A 19,761-nucleotide genomic window follows, 5' to 3' on the forward strand; every position below is an offset into this window, starting at 1 on the left:
TGCGGGAGTTTCGTGAGCGACGTCTGCCTAGAGCGCCGATCAGGTTGGAGCCGCGTCGTCAGGAGATGCTTGCTGGTCGCTAGATTGGTGCGGTCCACGAGGCCCGGCCGCTGACGTGCATCGCGGATTGTGAAGACTCCCGTCCGAAATCTCTAAAAAGTTGTCCGGGATCTTTGGAAAGTTTCTAGGGCAACAGGCTGCTCAGGGCGTCGACCAGGCGTTCCATGTCGACGGGCTTGGCGAGGTGGAGCTGGAACCCGGCCGCGGCAGAACGATTGCGGTCTTGCTCGGACGCCAGCGCCGTCAAGGCCAAGGCAGGGACGTCGCCGCCGCGCGCGGGGCCGAGCGCCCGGACCTTTGCCAACAGGCTGTACCCGTCTTCTTCCGGCATTGCGATGTCGCTGATGAGGATCTGCGGGCGGAACGCCTCGAACAGCTCCAGGCCTTGGCGGACCGACTGCGCGGCTCGGACCTCGGCGCCGCTGAGGGTCAGCATCTGCAACAGCGCCTCGCGCGTCGGAGAATTGTCCTCCACGATCAGGATCTTGGTGCCCTGCATCCGACCTGGACGCGAATCACGCACGGGCGCATCGTCTCGCGCGAGCGCGGTGCGTGCGTCGTCGCTCAACAACGGCAGCATCACCGTGAACGTGGACCCCTGGCCTTTCCCGGCGCTCTCGGCCTTGATCGTGCCGCCGTGGACGTCAACGAGATGGTCGGCGATCGCGAGCCCGAGCCCGAGCCCCCCCTGCGCCCGCGTCTGCGTCAGGTCGGCCTGTGAGAACCGACTGAAGATGCTCGAAATATAGTCGGGGTCGATCCCGAGGCCGTTGTCGACCACGCGGATGCGTGCGTAGCCGTCACTTCGATCGAGCGTCACGTGAATCTCTCCGCCTGCTGGCGAGAACTTGATGGCGTTGGTCAGCAGGTTCCAGACCACCTGCCGCAAGCGCTTGGGATCACCACAGACCGGCGGCAGATCGTCATCGATCGTCTCCGTGATGTCCATCAAGCCATTGTCGGCCATCGGTAGGACCGTCTCCACGGCGCTGCGTACGATGTCCGGGAGCTGAACCAGCTGCATATCGATCGCTAGCTTGCCGGTCACAATTCGCGAGACGTCGAGCAGATCGTCGATCAGCCGCGCTTGCATCTTCACGGAGGTCCCGATCGCGGCGAGCCCCTTGCGCAGTCGCTCGGGGCTCGTCACACGCTGCAACATCTGCGACTGCAACAGGACACTCGAGAGCGGCGTGCGTAGCTCGTGGGAGACAGTGGCAAGGAACTGATCCTTGGCCATGTTGGCCTGTTCGGCCTCGGCCTGGGCCCGCTCGGCGGCGCCGAGCAGGGCGCTGCGCTCGGCGTCGTAGCGCTTGCGGGCGGTGATGTCCTCCATGCTGAGCAACACCATCGGAACGCCGACGAACGAGCGAACCGGCTCCGCGGCCAGCAAGTAGGTCTTGGCGTCCAAGCACGCGTACTCGAACGGCTCGAACGGCGCCTGCTTGGCGAGCATCGCCTCGAGGCGTCCGCGCAGCTCTACTGAGTCCCAGCATCCGTCGATGAGCTCGAACAGGCTCTTGCTCTCCGTGATGGCCTGGGTCGAGGAGAACGACTCGTAGAACGCCCGGTTGGCCGACAGTACGTGCAGGCGCTCATCGAGCACCAGGATCGGCAACCGCAAGGCCTCGACGGTGCCCATGGCGTAGTCCCGCGCCCACTCGGCGGCACCCAAGGCACGCTTGAGCAGGTCGATGTCCATGACCGTCACGACCGCGCCGTCGATCTTCTTGTCGGTCGTCAGGTACGGCCGGACCCGCAGCCGAAACCAGCGACCGGCGCGATCTTGGACCTCAGTCTCGCGCGGCGTCACGGTGTCGATGACCTCGGCGATCTCGTGATCCAAGTCGATCTCCAACTCGGACCTGATCTCGTCGATCGGGCGCCCAAGGTCGGCTGCACGGAGGTTCATGAGGGGACGTGCCCCGATCGTGAATCGGCGGACCTTGCGGTCTCCGTCCACGATGATGACGGGCAGCTCCACGCTGTTGAGCACGTTGGCCAGATCGCTGTTGACCTGCTGGAGCTGGTGGTTGCGGTTATTGAGCTCATCATTGAGGGTGGTGAGCTCTTCGTTCGTGGACTGCAGCTCCTCCTTCGCGGTCTCGAGCTCTTCGTTGAGGCTCTGCAGCTCCTCGTTGGACGAGAGCAGCTCCTCGTTGGCCGAGGTCAGGTCCTCGTTGGCGTGCTGGTGCTCGACGATGAGCGCGTGGAGGTACTCCTTGGTCGCCTTGAGCTCCTGCTCGATGCGGGTGCTGTCGTCACCGGGCGGCAGCGAGACGACGACCGACGCGGCACCCTCGGTGGTGACCGCCGGCTGCTCATGGGTTTCCTCGAACACCACCACGAACGCGCGCGCCTGCTCGCGGCGGTCCCGGAGCCCAGGCAGCGGAAACACGACGAGGTCACAGCTCAGGGTCGAGCCGTCGTGCTTGAGCTGTACACCCGGTCGGCGCACCACGGACCTGGTGCTCTTGGCCTCCGTCAGCGCCACGCGCAGGTCGGCGAGCAGCCCTTCGCGGGCCATCTTGAGCAGGTTGTTTTGCGGTCGCCCGGGTGGGGGCTCGAGGTACGGGCCGGTGCGCCCGCGGAAGTGAATGATCTCGCCCTTGGCGTCGATGACGACGCCGGCGGGAGCGTAGTTCGCCAGCAGCAGGGTCTCGGCCTGACGGATCACATCGCTGGCGGACTGCGAGAATGGGCTCGGTGCCACACCCTGGGGATTCGGGGCATGCAAGGCCAAGGGCGGGACGAAGCGTGTAGGGGGCCTGGCCTGGGTGCGACTGAAGACCTTGAATTGCTTGTCGACGCTCCAAAACAACTGATGGGGATCGACGATGTTCTCACTGCGACCGAGCAGCAGGAATCCAGACGGATTCAACGCGAAATGAAACATTGCGAGAACGCGGCTCTGCAACGCCTGGTTGAAGTAGATCAAGACATTGCGACACGACAGCAGGTCCAGCTTGGAGAACGGAGGATCGTTCACCAGGTTGTGCCGCACGAACACGCACATGTCTCGCAACGACTTGTTGATCCGATAGCCGCGCTCGGTGCGGCTAAAGTAAGCCTGAAGCCGCGCAGGGCTGATCTCGCGCACCGCGCTGTCAGGGTAGACCCCCGCCCGCGCTCGATTGATCGCCTCGTCGCTGATGTCGGTAGCGAAGATCTGAATGGTGTATTTGGAGAAGTTCTCACCGAGCGCCTCGAGCAGGCAGATGGTAATTGAGTACGCTTCCTCGCCGGTCGAGCACCCGGCCACCCAAATTCGGATCCCCCCCCCTTCGGGCTTGCTCTCGAGCAGCTTGGGCAGGATGTTGTCGCGTAGGTGCTCGAACACCTCCGGTTCGCGGAAGAACGAGGTGACGTTGACCAGCAGATCCTCGAACAGCGCGCGCGCTTCCTTCGGATCCCCCTGCAGGACCGTCAGATAGTCCGTCAGGCTCGACGCTTGTCGCACCGCCATCCGACGAGCGAGGCGCCGTCGGATCGTCGTGGGCTTGTAGTCGCGGAAGTCCACGCCGGCTCCAGCCCGGACCAGCAACAAGATCTTGCGGAGCGTCGCCTCGTCTCCAAATTCGACGACGACGTCGGACTCGGGGGCCGTGTCGAGGAGGTGGGGATGATGGTTCAGCTGCAGGAGCGCGCGCGAGAGCCCCGGGACGTCGGCGACGAGGTCGACCACCCCGGCCGCGACGGCGGCGGACGGCATGCCGCTGAACTTGGCGGTGGCCGGATCCTCAGCAAACGCCACGCCGTCCTCGGCCTTGATGGCGCGCAGCCCTTCCGTGCCGTCCGTTCCCGTCCCGGATAACACCACCCCGATCGCCCGGTTACCCATCTCGGCAGCGAGCGAGCGGAAGAAGAAGTCGATGCTATGGGTGGGACCGCGGACGCCGACCTGGCGAGGGAGCAGGGACAGGGCTCCGTTCATGACCTCCAGATCGACGTTGGGCGGGATCACGTAGATGTGATCCACTTCGATCTTCATGCCATCCTCGATCGAGAGGACTGGCATCTTGGTCGCAGGGGTCAACACTTCGCTCAGCAGGCTGGCGTGCTGAGGGTCGAGGTGCTGGACCAGCACGAACGCCAGCCCCGGCCTCTCGGGCAGGGTCTGCAATAGATGCAAGAAAGATTCTAGCCCGCCCGCCGAGGCCCCGATGCCCACGATCGGACAGGGTGCGGCGGGACAAAGCTCAGCCGGAAGAACTGAGCCCGTTTCGACGGGCGGAGCTCCCTTCGCGCGTTTGTTTTTGGGTATGCCCACTTAGCAGTTCGAGCTTTCGCCGTCCAAAGCACCAGCCCACTCCTAGCATGGACTACAGACAACCGACGAAACTGATCTAACGCGATATTTGCCGGGGCGTCCATGGCGCCCTCCAAACCCGCGTGGCACCGACGAGACGCAGCGCCACCGCCACCGCCACCGCCACGAACGTCTATCGTCACCGAGCACGGGCGGGACACTTCGGCTCGCGCCTATCACGCGGGCCGGCTGCTCGCCGACACCGCTGAGATTAGCCCGCCGGCCACTCGGACCAGTTCTCCTGACTCCACCAGTCTTCGATCGTGTTGCCGTCGGCCGCGATCGCGTCGACCTTCGTCGCTAGAATTTCCACCCGCGTCGCGTCAGCCGGCACCGCGAGCATCGGACCGTCGAGCTCGAAGGTGTTGTTCTTCTTTGGCTCGCACTTGTACTTGCCGCCCGACACCGACGTGAAGTCGTTGTCCTTCTCGAACGGCGTGCCCGGCTTGACGCGCAGCAGCTTATCGCTGGCGTCGTAGTAGCGAAACAGCAGCATCGCCCCGGCCGCGGTCTTGTCACCGTGGTTGTAGAGCCGAACCTTCAGGCCGCGCTCCTCGCCCTCCCCGATGAACTCCACCATCTCGACCGCGAGCGGCGAACCGTTGGAGGCCTCGGGCAGGACCTTGACCTCTTCCGCTTTGGGCGGCTCCTCCTTCTTGCCGCAGCCAAGCGGAACGGTCAGGGCGAGGGCGACGATGAGCGGGATCCGGGCAAACTCGATCACGGCGCGGACTCTACCAGGCCCGATTCACGCCGTCACGAGCCCGCCCTCACTTCGGCCGCGGCGGCAACAAGGCGATCTCGATCCGCCTGTTCTTGGCGCGGCTCTTCTCCTTGTTGTTGGCGGCGACCGGCCGGAACTGCGAGAATCCAGCGGCGACCAGGCGCTCGCCCGGGATCCCGCTGGACTCCTCGAGGAACCGGACCACGTTGGTCGCGCGCGCGGCCGACAGCTCCCAGTTGGTCGGGAACTTGGCCTTGACCTCCTCGGACTTGATCGGCTGGTTGTCAGTGTGGCCGCCGACCTGAAACACCGACTTGTCGGGCAGCGACTTGAGGCTCTCGGCCAGCTTGGCGATCACCTTTTGTCCGCGCTCGCTCAGCTCGGCCTCACCGACGGCAAACAGGACCTTGTCCGAGACGTCGATCACGAGGTAGCCGTGGCGCTGCGACACGCGAATGTCCCCGGTCTCGACCTCCTCGACGAGCGACTTGGACAGCTGATCCTGCAGGGCCTTGACCGCCTCGAGCGCTGCCTCCTTGGCGACGAGCTGGCCCTCCAGGTTGCCCTTGGCACCCTCGAGCTCGGCGATCTGGGCAGCCTGTGCCTCGACCTTGGCCTCGACCTCGGCGAGCGAGGCTTGCGCGGCCTCGAGCTGCTTGGCGCAGCCGTCGTCACTGGCCTTGGCCGCGTGCGCGGCCTGGGTCTCCTTCAGCTCGGCCTGAGCCGCGTCGAGATCAGCGCGTAGCTTGACGAGATCGACCTCGGGTGTGTCCTCGTCACAGGCAAAGAGGGGCAGCGCGAGGGCGCAGCCCAGGAGTGAAACACGGACGGAGCGAAGCATCGCACGACAGCCTATCGGCTGTCGTGCGTGCATGCCATTCGCTGCACGTAACAGGTTCGCCGCGCGAGCTAGACTACTACTTTGCCGCGTCGGCGGGCTTGTCACCGCTCGCCGGTTGTTCGGCGTCGGCCGGCTTGTCACCCGCTGCCGGCTTGTCGGCTTCGGCCGGGTTGTCCGCCGGCTTGTCGGCCGGCTGCTCGACATCGTCGGCTTTGACGTTGGGCTTGGGCTTTTGCTGGGTGTCGAACTGCTTGGGCTGGCCGCTCTTGCACACCTTCGACCCGACCTTGCAGCCGCGGATCTTGATGTCCGCGAGGATCCGCTCGAGGTCTTCACCGTGAGCCGCAGCCAGCTCGTCGTTGCCCGCGAGCTGCACGACCACCTGCCACGCGTCGGTCACGAACAGCACTGCCGTATAGAACTTCTCTTCGCCGTCGGCGCCCGCGGGCGTGTACGAGAAGTCAAAGCGGGTGCCGGGGACGCCGTTGCGCGACTTGACCGGCTCTTGACGCTGCAGCAGATAGCCGCGGGCCGAGAGCTTGGTGATCATGTCGTCGGCCCAGATCGCCAGGGTCCCGCCGCGGCGGTTGCTGAAGGTGGTGATGTTGAGCCCGACGTTATCGGGCGCCTTCATGCGCAGCTCGCAACGCTCGCCGGCCGGTCACGAACCCCTCGGTGTGTGCACGGCGTGAGTCGGCGAGGCCACCCTCCCGCAAGCGAGGGTGGCCCAGCTCCCGGGCACCTCGCTGGCTCACGCATGAGCTCTGCAAAGCGAGCCCACGACGGCCGAGTAGCTGGTCGTGGCTGCTCCCTCGCCGTGCTCGACGACTCCGCGCCGAGACAGCTACCAGCGCCGCAGGCCCGACGAGACGCTGCTGTACCAGCTCATCGAGGAGCACTGGCCGACCTTCCTCGAGCGCGCCGAGCAGTCCGGCGGTTTGCCTGACTTCATCGTCGAGGAGTTCGAGGCCTACCTGCGCTGCGGCATGCTCGAGCACGGCCTCGCCCACTTTGCTTGCCGGCAATGTGGCGAGTCGCTGGCCGTGGCATTTTCGTGCAAGAAGCGAGGATTCTGCCCGTCATGCACGGGCCGGCGCATGGCTGACGTCGCGGCTCACCTCGTCGACGAGGTGTTCCCGGAGGTCCCGGTGCGGCAGTGGGTCTGCTCGCTGCCGTGGCGGCTGCGTTATGCGATGGGCTACGACCGCAAGCTATGTGCCGACGTGCTCGACGCGTTCATCGTGTCGTTGCGCCGCTCGCTTCGGCGCCGAGCGAAGGCGCAGCTCGGTCTGCGCTCGGTCGACGATGCGCTGTTCGGTGCCGTCACTTTCATTCAGCGCGGCGACTCCTCGCTGCGGCTGAACGTGCACTTCCATTGCCTCGTGATCGACGGCGTGTACGTGAGGGACGAACGAGGTGCGCTGCGCTTCCACGAGCTCGGCGCTCCCAGATTTCCCCGCACGTCCTGCGACCCATGGACCCAGGAAATGGAGCCCCCCTCCAGGGGGCCACACATACCCCTGCAAACAAAAGACCCCGAGGAGCGAAGCGACCAGACGCGAAGCGGCTGCAGTCGGCGAAGTGCCAAGGTGTCTGTGGGGGTCATGACTTGTTAGGTGGACCCACGAGCGACTCGGCGTCGTTCTCGAACGTCACGGTCGCTCGCTCGACGAGCTCGCGGGCGATGACCCCGCGACCGACCTACTCGGGCAAGAGCAGCCGGTGCTCGCGTCGTGCTATGGGGCCTCGGCCGCGGACCGACAGCTGCTCGGCGACGCACCTGGGCAGCAGACTCGCAAGCTCGCGCACGCGGTGCGAGAAGTCGCCAAGCGCAACGAAGCGCTCGCCGAAGTTGGTGGCGTAAACGTGCACGCGGGTGCGGCCGTGCCCAGCCGCGATCGCCAACGGCTCGAGCGATTGTGTCGCTACGTCGCACGACCACCGCTCGCCCAAGAGCGCCTCGAGCTCACCGCCGATGGTCGCTGCCGCTACAACTTTCGGCACGCGTGGAAGAATGGTGTGCACGCCGTCTTGCTCGCTCCGCTCGATCTCATCGCGCGGCTGTGTGCCCTGATCCCGCCACCACGGTTTCATATGTTGCGCTATCACGGCGTGCTCGCTGCCCACGCCAAGGCGCGGCCCGAGGTCGTGCCAGGCCCCGAACCCAAGCGCGCTGAGCCGACGCAGATCCCGTTGTCGCTCGCGGGCGATCCGACCGCGCTCGAGGGACTCGCCAAGCAACCCTCTCGACATCCATGGGCGTGGCTGCTCTCGCGGGTGTTCGCGGTCGACATCATGACCTGCCCCCGCTGCCGCGGTGCGATGCGCTTGGTGAAGATCGCCAACAGGCCCGACGACATCGCACGGGCGCTCGCCGATCTGGGCCTCGGTGCCCGTCCGCCTCCGCGGCAAAGGCCAGCCCCAGCTGGCCAGCTCGAGTTCGACTTCGCGGCGTGACCGACCCGACTCTGAACGGGCCGTGATGGTCGAGCCGTGCCTCGGGTTCACGGAGCTGGGCAAGTTCGGGGGCGATGTCGCGCCGAACCGGTCCTGTCCGGCAGCTGACCCGTCCGCGATGCGCCTCGCCGGCCGCCGAGCACACCAAGCGCGGGGTGGCGCGATGTCCACGCATCCCGCGACCCCGCATCGGATGTCCTTTCCGCCCATCAATTCTTTACTGAAACAAGTAGCAGACGCTGCGGTGAGCCTGGCATGGATGATGGTTCATATGTATGTTGGGGCCGGGTCGTCCGCTCAGGCGAGCGGTAACCGAGTCATCGATGGCTCTGTTGACGTCTTGTTTTCGGCCTGGGTTGGGTCCGCGCTGAACCCTACCTCGGACGTAGTTTCAACTCTGTCCGATGCGATGGTATACACGGGCAACGTCACAACGCACTGTCCCGTGACAACGGACCTCGGTACCACGGTAAAGGCCAACAATGTCTCGATCTTGAAGGATGAAGTTGTTGTGGGTGAAGGTTGCGACTATGATCTGAGCCTAGCGACTCAGGGGGACGTCATGGTCGTGGTCGCGGCGGGCGCGGTGGTGTAGTGAATGTGAGTCACTGTGTGCAGCAGCAGCCAACCCAGTCCCCTTGAAGCCATCCGATGGGCTGGCCGCAGCCCAAACTGGATTGTCCCCCCACAAGTCCACCGTTGCAGATGTTCATGCTGTCGGTGTAGACGTGGGTGTTGAAATCGCAGCCGTTGTTAACGCAAGTCTCACCAAAGCTGGCACACATTTCATCACAGTTGATGAAGCCGTCTGCTTGGCTGTAACATGGGTAGAACGTAGGCAAACAGTCGCCGTCGACGCAAGAGCCAATGTCGGGGGCCCCCTTATTTAGCCAGTTGCAGACGGTGCCGCAAGACCCGCAGTTGTCGTTGTTCTCCATGACATCGATGCACTGACCATCGCACATCATCTCGTTGGGGTTGGGGCAAGGCGGATCCCCATCCCCATCCCCATCCCCGTCTCCACTAGCCTCCATACACACATTCCCAACGCACTCGAGGCTGCCGAGGCACTGTCCGCCATTGCACTCACACCCCAGCTCGCCCGGGATGCAGTTTGGGTCGGTGCAGACATCGCCGAAACACTCGAGGTCACCGAGGCACTGGCCGGCGTTGCACTCACAGCCCAGCTCGCCGGGGATACAGCTGGCGACGCAGGTGTTGTTGACGCACTCGAGGTCGCCGAGGCACTGGCCTGCGTTGCACTCGCAGTCGAGCTCGCCAGGCGTGCAGGCCGGATCGCCATCGCCATCACCGGGGTCGCGATCGCCTGGGTCGCCGTCGCCCGGGGTGTCGCCGTCGCCGTCGCCGTGTTCAGCGCTGCTGGACCCGGTGGCGGTGTCGGCACTCTTGCCATCGTCGCTGCACGCGAAGACGAGTGGGAGCACGCACAAGCTCGGCAAGGGCAGCCGCTTCATGCGCTCACGTTCGCACGCCGGGCCTCGGCTGGCAATCGAGATCGCGCTCCGTGGTGAGCTCCGTCGCACGCCAACGGAAGCGCCAGTGCGGCCCATGGGCCGGTTGACGAGGCCGGCCTGCGCGGGTTCAGGGCGGCGAGGACCCGTCGGCTTCCGGGAGCTGGACGAGGAGATTCAGGTCGTGGCGATGCGAGGCTGAGTGGGCGCAGGTGAGTCCGAGGGGGCGGCTCCGTTGGGGGCTTGATGGTGGTGGCGAGGTCTGGCTGCCGCAGAGGGCTCTCTCACTCTCCAGGGGCCTCAGGGCGGATACCAACCCGCGGGAGCCCGCACGGGCTGAGTGCGTTCTGTCCGCGGGCTGGGCGGCCAGCCCGACCCGTGCCTTTGCGAGGAGGGCGATGACCCACAGGACCCGCCGACGCCATACGAGCCCAAGACCTATCTGCCGGGCGGGCCGATCGAGGATCTCCGGATCTACGACAACCGGATCCGCAACATGGGTCAGAGCGGCATCTCGACCAGCTACTTCTGGTCCTCGAACAAGTCGTATGAGGACGAGAACAACGTGCCACGATTCATCGTGGTGACGGACGCCGACATCGCGCGAAACATCATCGAGGACAACTGCAAGACGGACACGAGCCCTTCAGGGTATCGCTACTTCGACAAGGCGCGGGGTGGTGTGATCCTGGCGGCGTCGGTCAACGCGTGGATCCACGAGAACACGATTCGCAACAATGGCAAAGTGCCGAGGGGGCCGATCTGCGGGGTCGGGCTGGTGGCGGCGATGAATGCCGTGATCGAGGACAATCAGATCGTGGATAACTGCGTGGAGCTGCCCGAGGGCTCGGACCCGGTGACACGGGGGCTGCGTGGGGGGATCGTGGTGTGGGAGGCGACGCGGTTGCGGACCAGGGCGAAGACGGGAGAGGTTGGGGAGGAGATGCCCGCGTTTCCGACCAGCACGCCGGGGGAGATCCCGCCAGAGCCGGTGAAGGACTGGACGGGTGCGAGCTCGCAGGCGGCGGTGACGGTGCGCGGGAACGAGGTGAGTCACCTGCTGGGTAAGGCGCTGTGGATCCGGCGGGGGTTTGGGGCGATCATCGTGACGGGGAACTCGCTGGTGAGCTATGGGGCGCCGGTGATCGACGATGAGCTCGAGAACGTTGCGTTTCGCTGGGCGCCGGTCGGCTTGGCTTCGGTCCAGGTGAAAGCGGGCTCTGCCGCGGTGGAGGTTGTCAACCTCGCTCATGCATTGGACGCTGATACGGCCGATGTACCGAAGGTCGCCTGGACAGACGATACCGCGGCCACGGTCGAGTGTGGGGCGCTGGTGTTCTCGAACAACAATGTCGAGGGAAGGTGGCCCTGGCGAGGTGGCGTCGGATGCGGGGTGCTGTTGTCGGCGCTTGATAGTTGTGTTGTGACGGATAATGTCTCTCGCATGGTGACCGGCAATCCGTTTGGTGGCGTTCCATCGGAGCTTCTCATGCAAGATGTGCTTAGCCCGATAGACTCGTTGATGAAGCAAGTGCTGGAACTGCATACGGCGATGGCGTGGCTGATGGTCCACCTCTATGTTGGCGCGGCGTCGTCCGTTCAGGTAACTGGCAATCGTATTGTGGAAGGTTCAGTCGATATGCTGTTCTCGGTCTGGCTGGGCTCCGAGACGTCGATCACGAGGTAGCCGTGGCGCTGCGACACGCGAATGTCACCGGTCTCGACCTCCTCGACGAGCGACTTGGACAGCTGATCCTGCAGGGCCTTGACCGCCTCGAGCGCTGCCTCCTTGGCGACGAGCTGGCCCTCCAGGTTGCCCTTGGCGCCCTCGAGCTCGGCGATCTGGGCAGCCTGTGCCTCGACCTTGGCCTCGACCTTGGCGAGCGAGGCTTGCGCGGCCGCGAGCTGCTTGGCGCAGCCATCGTCACCGGCCTTCGCCGCCTGCGCGGCCTGGGTCTCCTTCAGCTCGGCCTGAGCCGCGTCGAGATCAGCGCGTAGCTTGACGAGATCGACCTCGGGTGTCTCCTCGTCACAAGCAAACAGGGGCAGCGCGAGGGCGCAGCCCAGGAGTGAAACACGGACGGAGCGGAGCATCGCACAACAGCCTATAGGCTGTCGTGCGTGCATGCCATTCGCGGGACGTAACCGGTTCGCCGCGCGAGCTAGACTACTACTTTGCCGGGTCGGCGGGCTTGTCACCGCTCGCCGGTTGTTCGGCTTCGGCCGGTTTGTCACCCGCTGCCGGCTTGTCGGCTTCGGCCGGCTTGTCGGCCGGCTGCTCGACATCGTCGGCTTTGACGTTGGGCTTGGGCTTTTGCTTGGTGTCGAACTGCTTGGGCTGGCCGCTCTTGCACACCTTCGACCCGACCTTGCAGCCGCGGATCTTGATGTCCGCGAGGATCCGCTCGAGATCTTCACCGTGCGCCGCGGCCAGCTCGTCATTGCCCGCGAGCTGCACGACCACCTGCCACGCGTCGGTCACGAACAGCACCGCCGTATAGAACTTCTCTTCGCCGTCGGCGCCCGCGGGCGTGTACGAAAAGTCAAAGCGGGTGCCAGGGACGCCGTTGCGAGACTTGACCGGCTCTTGACGCTGCAGCAGATAGCCGCGGGCCGAGAGCTTGGTGATCATGTCGTCGGCCCAGATCGCCAGGGTCCCGCCGCGGCGGTTGCTGAAGGTGGTGATGTTGAGCCCGACGTTGTCGGGCGCCTTCATGCGCAGCTCGGCCTCGCCGCCGTAGTCGTCAGCCGAGACCTCGATGAAGCCAGGGGGAGGATTGCGGAGCTTGAAGCTGGCGCAGCCCGACGAAACCAGCAGCCCCGCACCAACGACGGCCAACGACAATGTCTTGATCAGATTCATAATTACCTCCACTCCGTGGCTTCGACGCCCAACGTGTCGACCCAACGAAATGGATCGTTGCTGGTCGGAATGCTGTCTTGCGGGCCGCGCTCGGTCAACGTGACGGTCAGGGTCGAGTACGCGATCAGATCCGAGAGCTGGCGCATGCGCCCGAGCGCGAGCTCGAGCTCCATGGTGACCTCGTCGAGGGCCCGGCGGACATGCAGCGCCTCTTCGACGGTCTTGGCCTTGCTCAGCAGCTCGAGCAGCTGGGTCTGGGTGTCGCGCAAGACCTTGATACGCGAGTCGAGATCGACGTACTCGGCGGTCACGTCCTGAGCCTGTAGGGTCCTGGCTTCGACCACGCCCAGCGTGGCGAGCATGGCCATGGCGGGCTTGAGCTTGATCGCGGGCAGCCGCAGCACGACCTGGGTCTGGCTGCGCATGTGCACCCAGCCGCCGTAGGTGTCGGGGAGCGCCTCGAGCCTGGCCATGGCGCTCTCGAGGTCGTACACGCTGATCTGCATGCCAGCGATGTAGATGATCTGCCGACCGTGATCGGGCTCGTCGTCGGCCTCTTGGTCGCCGGGCTCGGCTTGCTCGCCGGCCTGGTCCCCCCCGGCCGCTGCTGCTTCGGCGGCCGCCTTGGACTTCTTGGCCTCTGCGTTGGCCTTGCCCTTGGCGTCGCGGGCCGGTGGGGCGTTGGTCCGAAACTGCGCGCGCGCTCCCCTGCCGCGGCTGGCGATCACGCTGCGATCTGCCATGGGCTCGCGCTCGTACTCCGCGAGATCCTCGTCAAAGTCGTACTCGCCGTCGCCCGCGTAGTCGGCGCTATCTGTGATGTCGATGGTGACTGCCTGGGGCAGCTCGGTGGCGTAGCCGTATTCTTCGCCAGGGTAGGCCATCGGGTCGGCTTTCTTGCTGCACCCGAGCGCAACCAACAGCGCGAGTGGAGCCAGCAGCCGCCAGCGAGACCGCCCGGGCCGGGCGTGGAGTGGATTGAAGTTCATGGAGTCACCAGTCTTGCGGGTTTTGGTGGAGCGGTTGTTCGTCCGGCCCGGCAACGGAGCCCTGCCGAAGTTGCTTACGATGGGCAGCTCAGCGGTACTCGGTGGCTTCGACGCCCAGCTCGAGCACCCACGGAAACGGGTCGTTGCTGGTCGGCAGATCCACGGCGGGGCCGCGCGCGACGATACGGACGATCAGCGTAGAGAACGCGATGGACTTGGACAGCTCGCGCATGCGCGTGCGGGCGAGCTCGAGCTCCATGGTGATCTGGCCGAGCGCCCGCCGGATCTCGAGGGCCTGCTCGACGTCCTTGGCCTGGGCGAGCAGCAGCTCGAGCTGCTCTTGCATCTGCGTGAGCACGCGAATGCGTGACTCCAGATCCGTGTACTCGGCGGTCACATCGAGCCCCTCGAGCGTGCGAAGCTCGACGACCCCGAGCTCGGCGATCATGTCCATTGCGGCGTCGAGGTGCTCGGCGGGGATCCGCAGGACGATCTGATTGTCGAGTCGCTGGTGGAGCCAGCCACCGTAGCGATCGGGCAGCGCCTCGATCAGCACCATGCTGTGCTCGACGTCGTAGACGCTGACCTGCATGTTGGCCGTGTAGATGACCTGTCGCTTGGTCGCGGCTTGCTTGGGCGCCTGCTGGGGCGGCTTGGGGACGTCGACCCGGGTGCCAGTGTCCACGGGCGTGGGCTCAGTCGGCGACGGATCCGGGCTCGGCTTGGGTGGCGGCGGGGCCTCTTCGCGCTTGAACTCACGCCGCGTGTCGACCATCTCGTCGTGACTCGAGCGGCTGCGGGAGCTCAGTGACGCGCCCTCGGGCGCCATGATCTCCCCCTCCAGGGAGTCGTCCTCGAAGTCGTAGACGGTGGCCATGTCACCGCCGCCGCTGTCACCGCCGTACCCGTAGTTGTCGTACTCGTCGTACGGCGCCTCGGCCTTCGCCCGCATCGAGCCCGCCGACTTGCAGGCGAGGCACAGGGACAGCAGACAGACCAGCGCGGTCCAGGTGGTGCGGGCGGTGGCGGTCATGGTGGCTCGGAGCCGGACGATAGCGCGGGCCGGGGCTTGCGCGAAACCGCAGAACGCGACGATCTTCGTGAACACGAGCCGATGCGACGCACCAGGCCGAGAACAGGTCTCCGCCCATCTTGCGCCAGGTTTGGCGTATGTCACTGACCGCCGCGTCCATCGGGGTCGCTCGTGTTTCGTCTGGCGCCCGGCTTGCGGGTGGGCCTGCTCGCAGCCCCGACCCGCGGGCCCGCGGCGTCAGCCGCAGTAGCGGTAGTACTCGATGCCGATGTCCTGGAAGGACTCGTCGTTGAGCGCCCCGACCTCGCGAATTGCGAACCCCTTCGTCTTGCCGCCGAGCTGCTCGATCGAGCGCCCATCGTGCAGCGCCTCGTACTGGGCGCGGTCGAGATCGTGCGCGCCGTCGAGCGCACGCGCGAAGCCGATCGCGCTGGCCGCCTGCTCCCAGCCGGGCATCACGATCGCTGGGATCGCCTCGGCCGCGTCGCCGCTGCCGTAGCCGACCAGCAACAAGCGCTTGTTGGCGAGCTCGATCTTGCGGGTGTGCGCGTCCTCGAGGCCGGCGGCGAGCCAGGCTGGCAGCGACGCGGTGTAGAGGTTGCCGACGTCGCACACCAGGTCGGCGCCGAGGCTCAGCTTGTCCGCGGCGAAGTCACGAAACCAGGTCGACGCGCGCAGCTGCTTGGCGATCTGACCAACCGCGGCGAAGGGATCATGGCCCGGGCCGCGCGCTTGAACCTCCGCGAACAGATCGAAGTCGTCGGCGGCGTGGCGGCGAACCTCGGCGAGGGCCGCGTCGAGCTCGACGCCGGCCCCGTTGGCGAGCTCGCTCAGCTGGCCGCGAGCCTGGGGATCTCGCGCCATGTCGAACACCAACGCGGTCGCGAGCGCCGTGATCGGGAGGTGGTGGTACGGCCGATGGAAGAACAGTCCGGCGAGCTCGCCGTAGAACGCTCGGCGGCCGATGTCGAGCCCATCGAGCCCGTCGAACCCGTCGAACATGGCATCGAGCGCAGCGATGACCTCATCGACATAGCAGGTCGTCGAGTACTTGCCGTTGAACACCGGGAAGTCGCGGAACCGTACGTTGTCGTCGTGATATCCGGGCACGAAGTGGCGCGCGAACGGCTTGCGAAAGTCGTAGCCGCGGTAGCGCGAGGCCGATCCAGCATGGGCGAGATCGAGGGCCAGGAGCTTGGGCTCGGCCTCGAGCAAGAACGCGACAGCGCCCGCGCCTTGGGTCTGCTCGCCCGAGCTGCCGCGCTGGTACTCGGCGATGTCGGAGCTGACGACGATCGCCTGGCGCCCGCGACCGTCGTACGCGAGGTAGCGGGCCGCCGCCTTGGTCGCGTAGACCCCACCGAGGCACGCGTGCTTGAACTCGGGCACCTCGCAGTCGCGGGCGATGCCCGGCAGGCCAAGCGCGCGCAGACCCTCGTCGACCATGCCCTTGACGATCACCGCGCCCGCGGCGTTGTCGGTCGATGACTCGGTCCCGAGCGCGAGCATGCCGATCTGCCGGGGGTCGACGCGATTCGAGCGGATCAGCCGCAGCACGGCGCTGGCGGCCATGGTGTAGGCGTTCTCGTCGGGCCCGCAGACCCGAAAGCTGCGACCGACGACGGCGGCGACCTTCGGCCAAGCCGCGCCGGTCCACTCGCACCAGCGCTCGAGGTCGACGCGGTGGCGGGGGACGTAGATGGAGATGGCGCTGATTCCAGGGGACTGCTGCGTAGGCATCGTAGACCTGCTCGGAGGGCGATGCTTTTCGCGCGGTGTCGATCGCAGGGGTAGCGAAGTACGTCACTCGAGCGCCCTGGCCCGGTGCGCTCGGTGGCATGGGTCACAGCGAAGGTGTGGGCTCGCGCACCGTCTGACGGTGGACGACCGAGCGCAACCCCAGGCCCGATCGGCTCGATCGGCTCGATCGGCTCGATCGGCTCGATCGGCTCGATCGGCTCGACCGGTCGCGGACGCGTCCCAAGCCCAGGCCCAGGAGCGCCAGCAGCCACACGCCGGACCACGGACGCTCGTCGTGCGGCTCGGCGCTGCAGTTGCAGCCATCTTCGACGGCGGGGTCGCCAGCGCCGGCCGTGTCCGTGCCCGTGTCCCCCTCGTCGCCCGCCGACGAGTCGTCGCCAGCATCGCCATCGCCGCTGTCATCGTCGCCGCTGTCCCCATCGCCGGGGTCGCCATCGCCGTCGCCGGGATCGCCATCGCCGTCGCCGTCGCCGTCACCGTCACCGTCACCAGGCGGATCCGGCTCGGGCACACACGCGGCGTCGCAGCCGTCCCCGTCGATCGTGTTGCCGTCGTCGCACAGCTCGTCGCCGGTGACTTGGCCATCACCACACACGGCCTCGACGACCTCGACGATGCACCACGCGTCGACGGTCCAGCCGCCGAAGTGCAGGCCCTGATCGCTGATCAACGCAAACTCGAGCTCGACGTCACCGTCGGCGATGAACTCGCTGAGGTTGATGTCGTGAAAGCGCCACTCCTGATCCTTGTGGTGCGTGACGGCGCCCTCGGTCGCGAGGTTGGTCCACACGCTCTGGCCGTTGGCGCTGATCGTGGCTTGATCGTAAAACCCGTCCTCGACGCTGAGCCAGCGTCGGTACTGCAGGCGCACGTCGGTGTGGCCCGAGATGTCGACCAACGGGCTGGTCGCGGCGGTGTCCGACTCCGGCAGGTAGTCGCCCTCCATCGTGAGCAGCACGCCGTCATCGTCGTAGGGCGCGGGCGGATCCGTGGCCGAGATATCCATGAGCGCGAAGTCCCAGATGTCGCCGTCCCCAGCCAAACTCCACTCGTCGAGGTTCGCGTTCGCGTCGAGGCAGTAGATCGGGATCACGGCGCCGAAGTAGGTCTGGTACCAGGGGTCCGCGAGGTTGCTCGGCCTGTGGCCGACGGTGCCGTTGGCGTAGGTCGCCTCGACCTGAAACTCGACGACGACGCCGGTCGCCTGGGTGGGGATCGTCGCCACCCACACGCCGCCCTGCAGGCTCATGGCGACCTCGAAGATGTCCTCGGGGCTCTCGCGCACGCGCCAGCGCAAGCTGGCCGAGTCCACCGACTGGGGGCAGCCCGCGAACATCGGCGCCGACGCGGTCAGAGCGACCTCGCGGCCTGCGGGGACATTCTCGAGCTCGACCTGAAGACTGCCTGCGATCGCGCCCAGGTCCAGCAAGCCGTGCTCGGCGAACGCGGTGTTGATCGCACAGCCGTTGGGCGTGCCGTTGGACAGGTCGCCGTCGTTGTCGTCTGCGACCAGGGCCGCCGGATACATCGAGGGAATGTCGGTCGCGCGGCGGTGACCTTCGTAATAGATCAGGTCGGCGCGCGCGTGGCCGGCGACCGGGCCGAGCTGCTCGATCAACGCGGTCCGAAGGTCCCACAAGGTCCCGCCGATGATCCGCCCCGTGCCATGCGGATCGGCGCTGATATCTTCGGGCCAGGTCCACTCGCTGCCGTCGGGGTCGAGCTCGCGCAGCGGATTGTTGTCGTTGTTGAAAAACCCGCGGGCCATGCCCGAGTCGCCGGTGATCGTGGTCGCCAGATAGTCAGCGACGCCTTCGGACAGCGCGCCATCGACCGCGCCGACGCCCATGAGGATCGACTCGAAGTGAACGACGTGCCCGATCTCGTGATAGACGACGTCGCCGACCCGGCCCATGTTCTCGCATTGGTTGCCGCCGCCACGAAACAGCACGCCCTGATCATCGGCGAACGCGTTGCACTGGTTGTTGGCGTTGACGCGGGCGAGCAGCTGCTCGTCGAGCCACGCCAGGTTCGGATCGATGCCGCGCACGTGCGCCTTGGCCCGCGACGCATGCACGAACACGCTCAGCTGAGCGTCGCGCGCGGCCGTGCCAGCCTCGCTCCAGATGATCGTGCCGTTGTTGGCGAGCTGAAAGTTCGCCGTCGCGGAGGCGCCCGCGAGGTTGACCACGTCGACGAGCGGTCCGTCCACGGAGGTCGAGACCAGCGTCGGGCTGGCGCTGAGCTGCAGCAGCCCGTCGATGTCGGTCATCGCGTCGTTGCCGGTCTCGACCATGAACAGCTCCGGGGCGATCACGTCCTCGCGGCCAAACCCGGGGTAGCGCACGGGCACGTCGAAGCGGACCTCGCCAGCGGACTTGACCAGCTGCTCGCGCGCGACGGGTGAGCCCGTGTGGGCGTCGAGGTACACCGACCAGTGAGCGATCGGATCGCCGCTGCGGACCTCGACGCGGACGACGTCGTGGTAGCCGTAGTGCCCCGCCGTGGTGTTCCCAGGCGGGGTGTGCAGGGTATGGAAGATCGGCAGGATCACGCGCTCGGCCGGACCCGTCGCGCTCACCGAGGTGGCCGTCGGGTAGTCCGCGAGCACCCACTCGCGCGCGCGCGTGAGCGCCTTTGCGAGCGAGATCGTGGGCGCAGACGTGCTCGGCACCGCGAGGTTGGGCAGCGCCTGCGAGCCGACGTAGACCAGCGCGTCGGCCCGGAACTGCAAGCTGAGCTGGCCCCCGATCACGCGCAGGCCGTTGTGAAGCTGGCGAAAGCCGACGCTGCGGATCCCCGCCGACGAGTCATTGGCGACGAGCTCGAAGTCGGACAGGTCGGCCCCCGGCGCGAGCACGTCGACGTGCTGCGCGAGCCACAGCCGGGCGAACAGCTCGGCCGCCAACGCCGAGCTCGCGGTGCCCGGCGCAGGCACGCCAGCCGTGATGATGCCCCGGGGCGCGCCGCGGTGGGGATCCCAGGCGATCCACGCCCGACCAAGCGCCGCGCGAAGCCTGCCCGCGCGCGCCTCCAAGCCTCGCTGCGTGGCTGAGTCGAGCGCGGCCCCCCACACCGGAGGCGTCGGCGGGCTGGCGATCACCCCCGACGCAAGCTCGAGGCCCTGAACATCGACGGGATGCTTGGCCGCCAGCGCTTCGGGGCTCGCGAGCAAGAGCGCCGCCAGGCTAGCGAGCGCGGGAAAGGCGAGGCCGCGCTGGGTAGTGATCGACTTCGAGCGTTGCACGAGCT

15 protein-coding genes are annotated in these 19,761 nt (G+C 66.5%); 4 read left to right on the plus strand and 11 right to left on the minus strand.

Annotated elements, in window-relative coordinates; translation table 11 throughout:
- Positions 1–184: 184 nt before the first annotated feature.
- From ENSA7_RS09960 to ENSA7_RS43455, 4 genes are all read right to left on the minus strand, one after another.
- A complete protein-coding gene (locus ENSA7_RS09960) occupies positions 185–4,330 on the minus strand; it encodes a CheR family methyltransferase (RefSeq protein WP_372237559.1) in 4,146 nt (1,381 codons plus the stop codon).
- A gap of 250 nt (positions 4,331–4,580) precedes the next feature.
- Positions 4,581–5,093 (minus strand): hypothetical protein, encoded by a 513-nt coding sequence (locus ENSA7_RS09965; RefSeq protein WP_106088992.1) that lies wholly within the window; start codon positions 5,091–5,093, stop codon positions 4,581–4,583.
- A 46-nt stretch (positions 5,094–5,139) separates the two neighbouring features.
- Positions 5,140–5,934: an OmpA/MotB family protein gene (locus ENSA7_RS09970; RefSeq protein ID WP_181233561.1), complete on the minus strand. Its 795-nt coding sequence runs from the start codon at positions 5,932–5,934 to the stop codon at positions 5,140–5,142.
- A gap of 76 nt (positions 5,935–6,010) precedes the next feature.
- Positions 6,011–6,568 carry a hypothetical protein gene (locus ENSA7_RS43455; RefSeq protein WP_106088994.1) on the minus strand — a complete coding sequence of 186 codons (558 nt, stop codon included), beginning with the start codon at positions 6,566–6,568 and terminating at the stop codon, positions 6,011–6,013.
- Positions 6,569–6,734: 166 nt separating this feature from the next.
- On the opposite strand from ENSA7_RS43455, the gene ENSA7_RS09980 reads away from it, so the two are divergent.
- From ENSA7_RS09980 to ENSA7_RS09990, 3 genes are all read left to right on the plus strand, one after another.
- A complete protein-coding gene (locus tag ENSA7_RS09980; protein ID WP_106088995.1) occupies positions 6,735–7,550 on the plus strand; it encodes a transposase zinc-binding domain-containing protein in 816 nt (271 codons plus the stop codon).
- 106 nt (positions 7,551–7,656) lie between these two features.
- Positions 7,657–8,391 (plus strand): transposase, encoded by a 735-nt coding sequence (locus tag ENSA7_RS09985; protein WP_106088996.1) that lies wholly within the window; start codon positions 7,657–7,659, stop codon positions 8,389–8,391.
- A gap of 163 nt (positions 8,392–8,554) precedes the next feature.
- Positions 8,555–8,986: a hypothetical protein gene (locus tag ENSA7_RS09990; protein ID WP_146157533.1), complete on the plus strand. Its 432-nt coding sequence runs from the start codon at positions 8,555–8,557 to the stop codon at positions 8,984–8,986.
- A 10-nt stretch (positions 8,987–8,996) separates the two neighbouring features.
- Here ENSA7_RS09990 and ENSA7_RS09995 read toward each other — a convergent pair whose 3' ends face one another.
- Complete coding sequence (locus ENSA7_RS09995) at positions 8,997–9,866, minus strand: hypothetical protein (protein ID WP_106088998.1); 870 nt, start codon at positions 9,864–9,866, stop codon at positions 8,997–8,999.
- A gap of 337 nt (positions 9,867–10,203) precedes the next feature.
- Between ENSA7_RS09995 and ENSA7_RS10000 the strand changes: the two genes are divergently transcribed.
- Positions 10,204–11,550 (plus strand): right-handed parallel beta-helix repeat-containing protein, encoded by a 1,347-nt coding sequence (locus tag ENSA7_RS10000; RefSeq protein WP_106088999.1) that lies wholly within the window; start codon positions 10,204–10,206, stop codon positions 11,548–11,550.
- Here the strand turns inward: ENSA7_RS10000 and ENSA7_RS42185 are convergent.
- From ENSA7_RS42185 to ENSA7_RS45315, 6 genes are all read right to left on the minus strand, one after another.
- Positions 11,463–11,957 (minus strand): hypothetical protein, encoded by a 495-nt coding sequence (locus ENSA7_RS42185; protein ID WP_146157534.1) that lies wholly within the window; start codon positions 11,955–11,957, stop codon positions 11,463–11,465. The two genes, ENSA7_RS10000 and ENSA7_RS42185, sit on opposite strands and share 88 nt — an antisense overlap.
- A gap of 76 nt (positions 11,958–12,033) precedes the next feature.
- Positions 12,034–12,726, minus strand: a complete 693-nt coding sequence (locus ENSA7_RS10010) for a hypothetical protein (RefSeq protein ID WP_106089001.1) — start codon at positions 12,724–12,726, stop codon at positions 12,034–12,036.
- 2 nt (positions 12,727–12,728) lie between these two features.
- The gene (locus ENSA7_RS10015; RefSeq protein ID WP_146157535.1) at positions 12,729–13,715 is read right to left on the minus strand and encodes a DUF4349 domain-containing protein; all 987 of its coding nucleotides are present in this window, start codon (positions 13,713–13,715) and stop codon (positions 12,729–12,731) included.
- Between the two features lie 88 nt (positions 13,716–13,803).
- Positions 13,804–14,748: a DUF4349 domain-containing protein gene (locus tag ENSA7_RS10020; protein WP_146157536.1), complete on the minus strand. Its 945-nt coding sequence runs from the start codon at positions 14,746–14,748 to the stop codon at positions 13,804–13,806.
- 237 nt (positions 14,749–14,985) lie between these two features.
- A complete protein-coding gene (locus ENSA7_RS10025) occupies positions 14,986–16,488 on the minus strand; it encodes a hydroxymethylglutaryl-CoA synthase (protein WP_106089004.1) in 1,503 nt (500 codons plus the stop codon).
- Positions 16,489–16,591: 103 nt separating this feature from the next.
- Positions 16,592–19,756, minus strand: coding sequence for a DUF4215 domain-containing protein (locus ENSA7_RS45315; RefSeq protein WP_244923765.1), 3,165 nt, complete (start codon positions 19,754–19,756; stop codon positions 16,592–16,594).
- Between the last annotated feature and the right edge of the window lie 5 nt (positions 19,757–19,761).

The organism is Enhygromyxa salina (assembly GCF_002994635.1).
In the GTDB taxonomy this organism is placed as follows: domain Bacteria; phylum Myxococcota_A; class Polyangia; order Nannocystales; family Nannocystaceae; genus Plesiocystis; species Plesiocystis salina_B.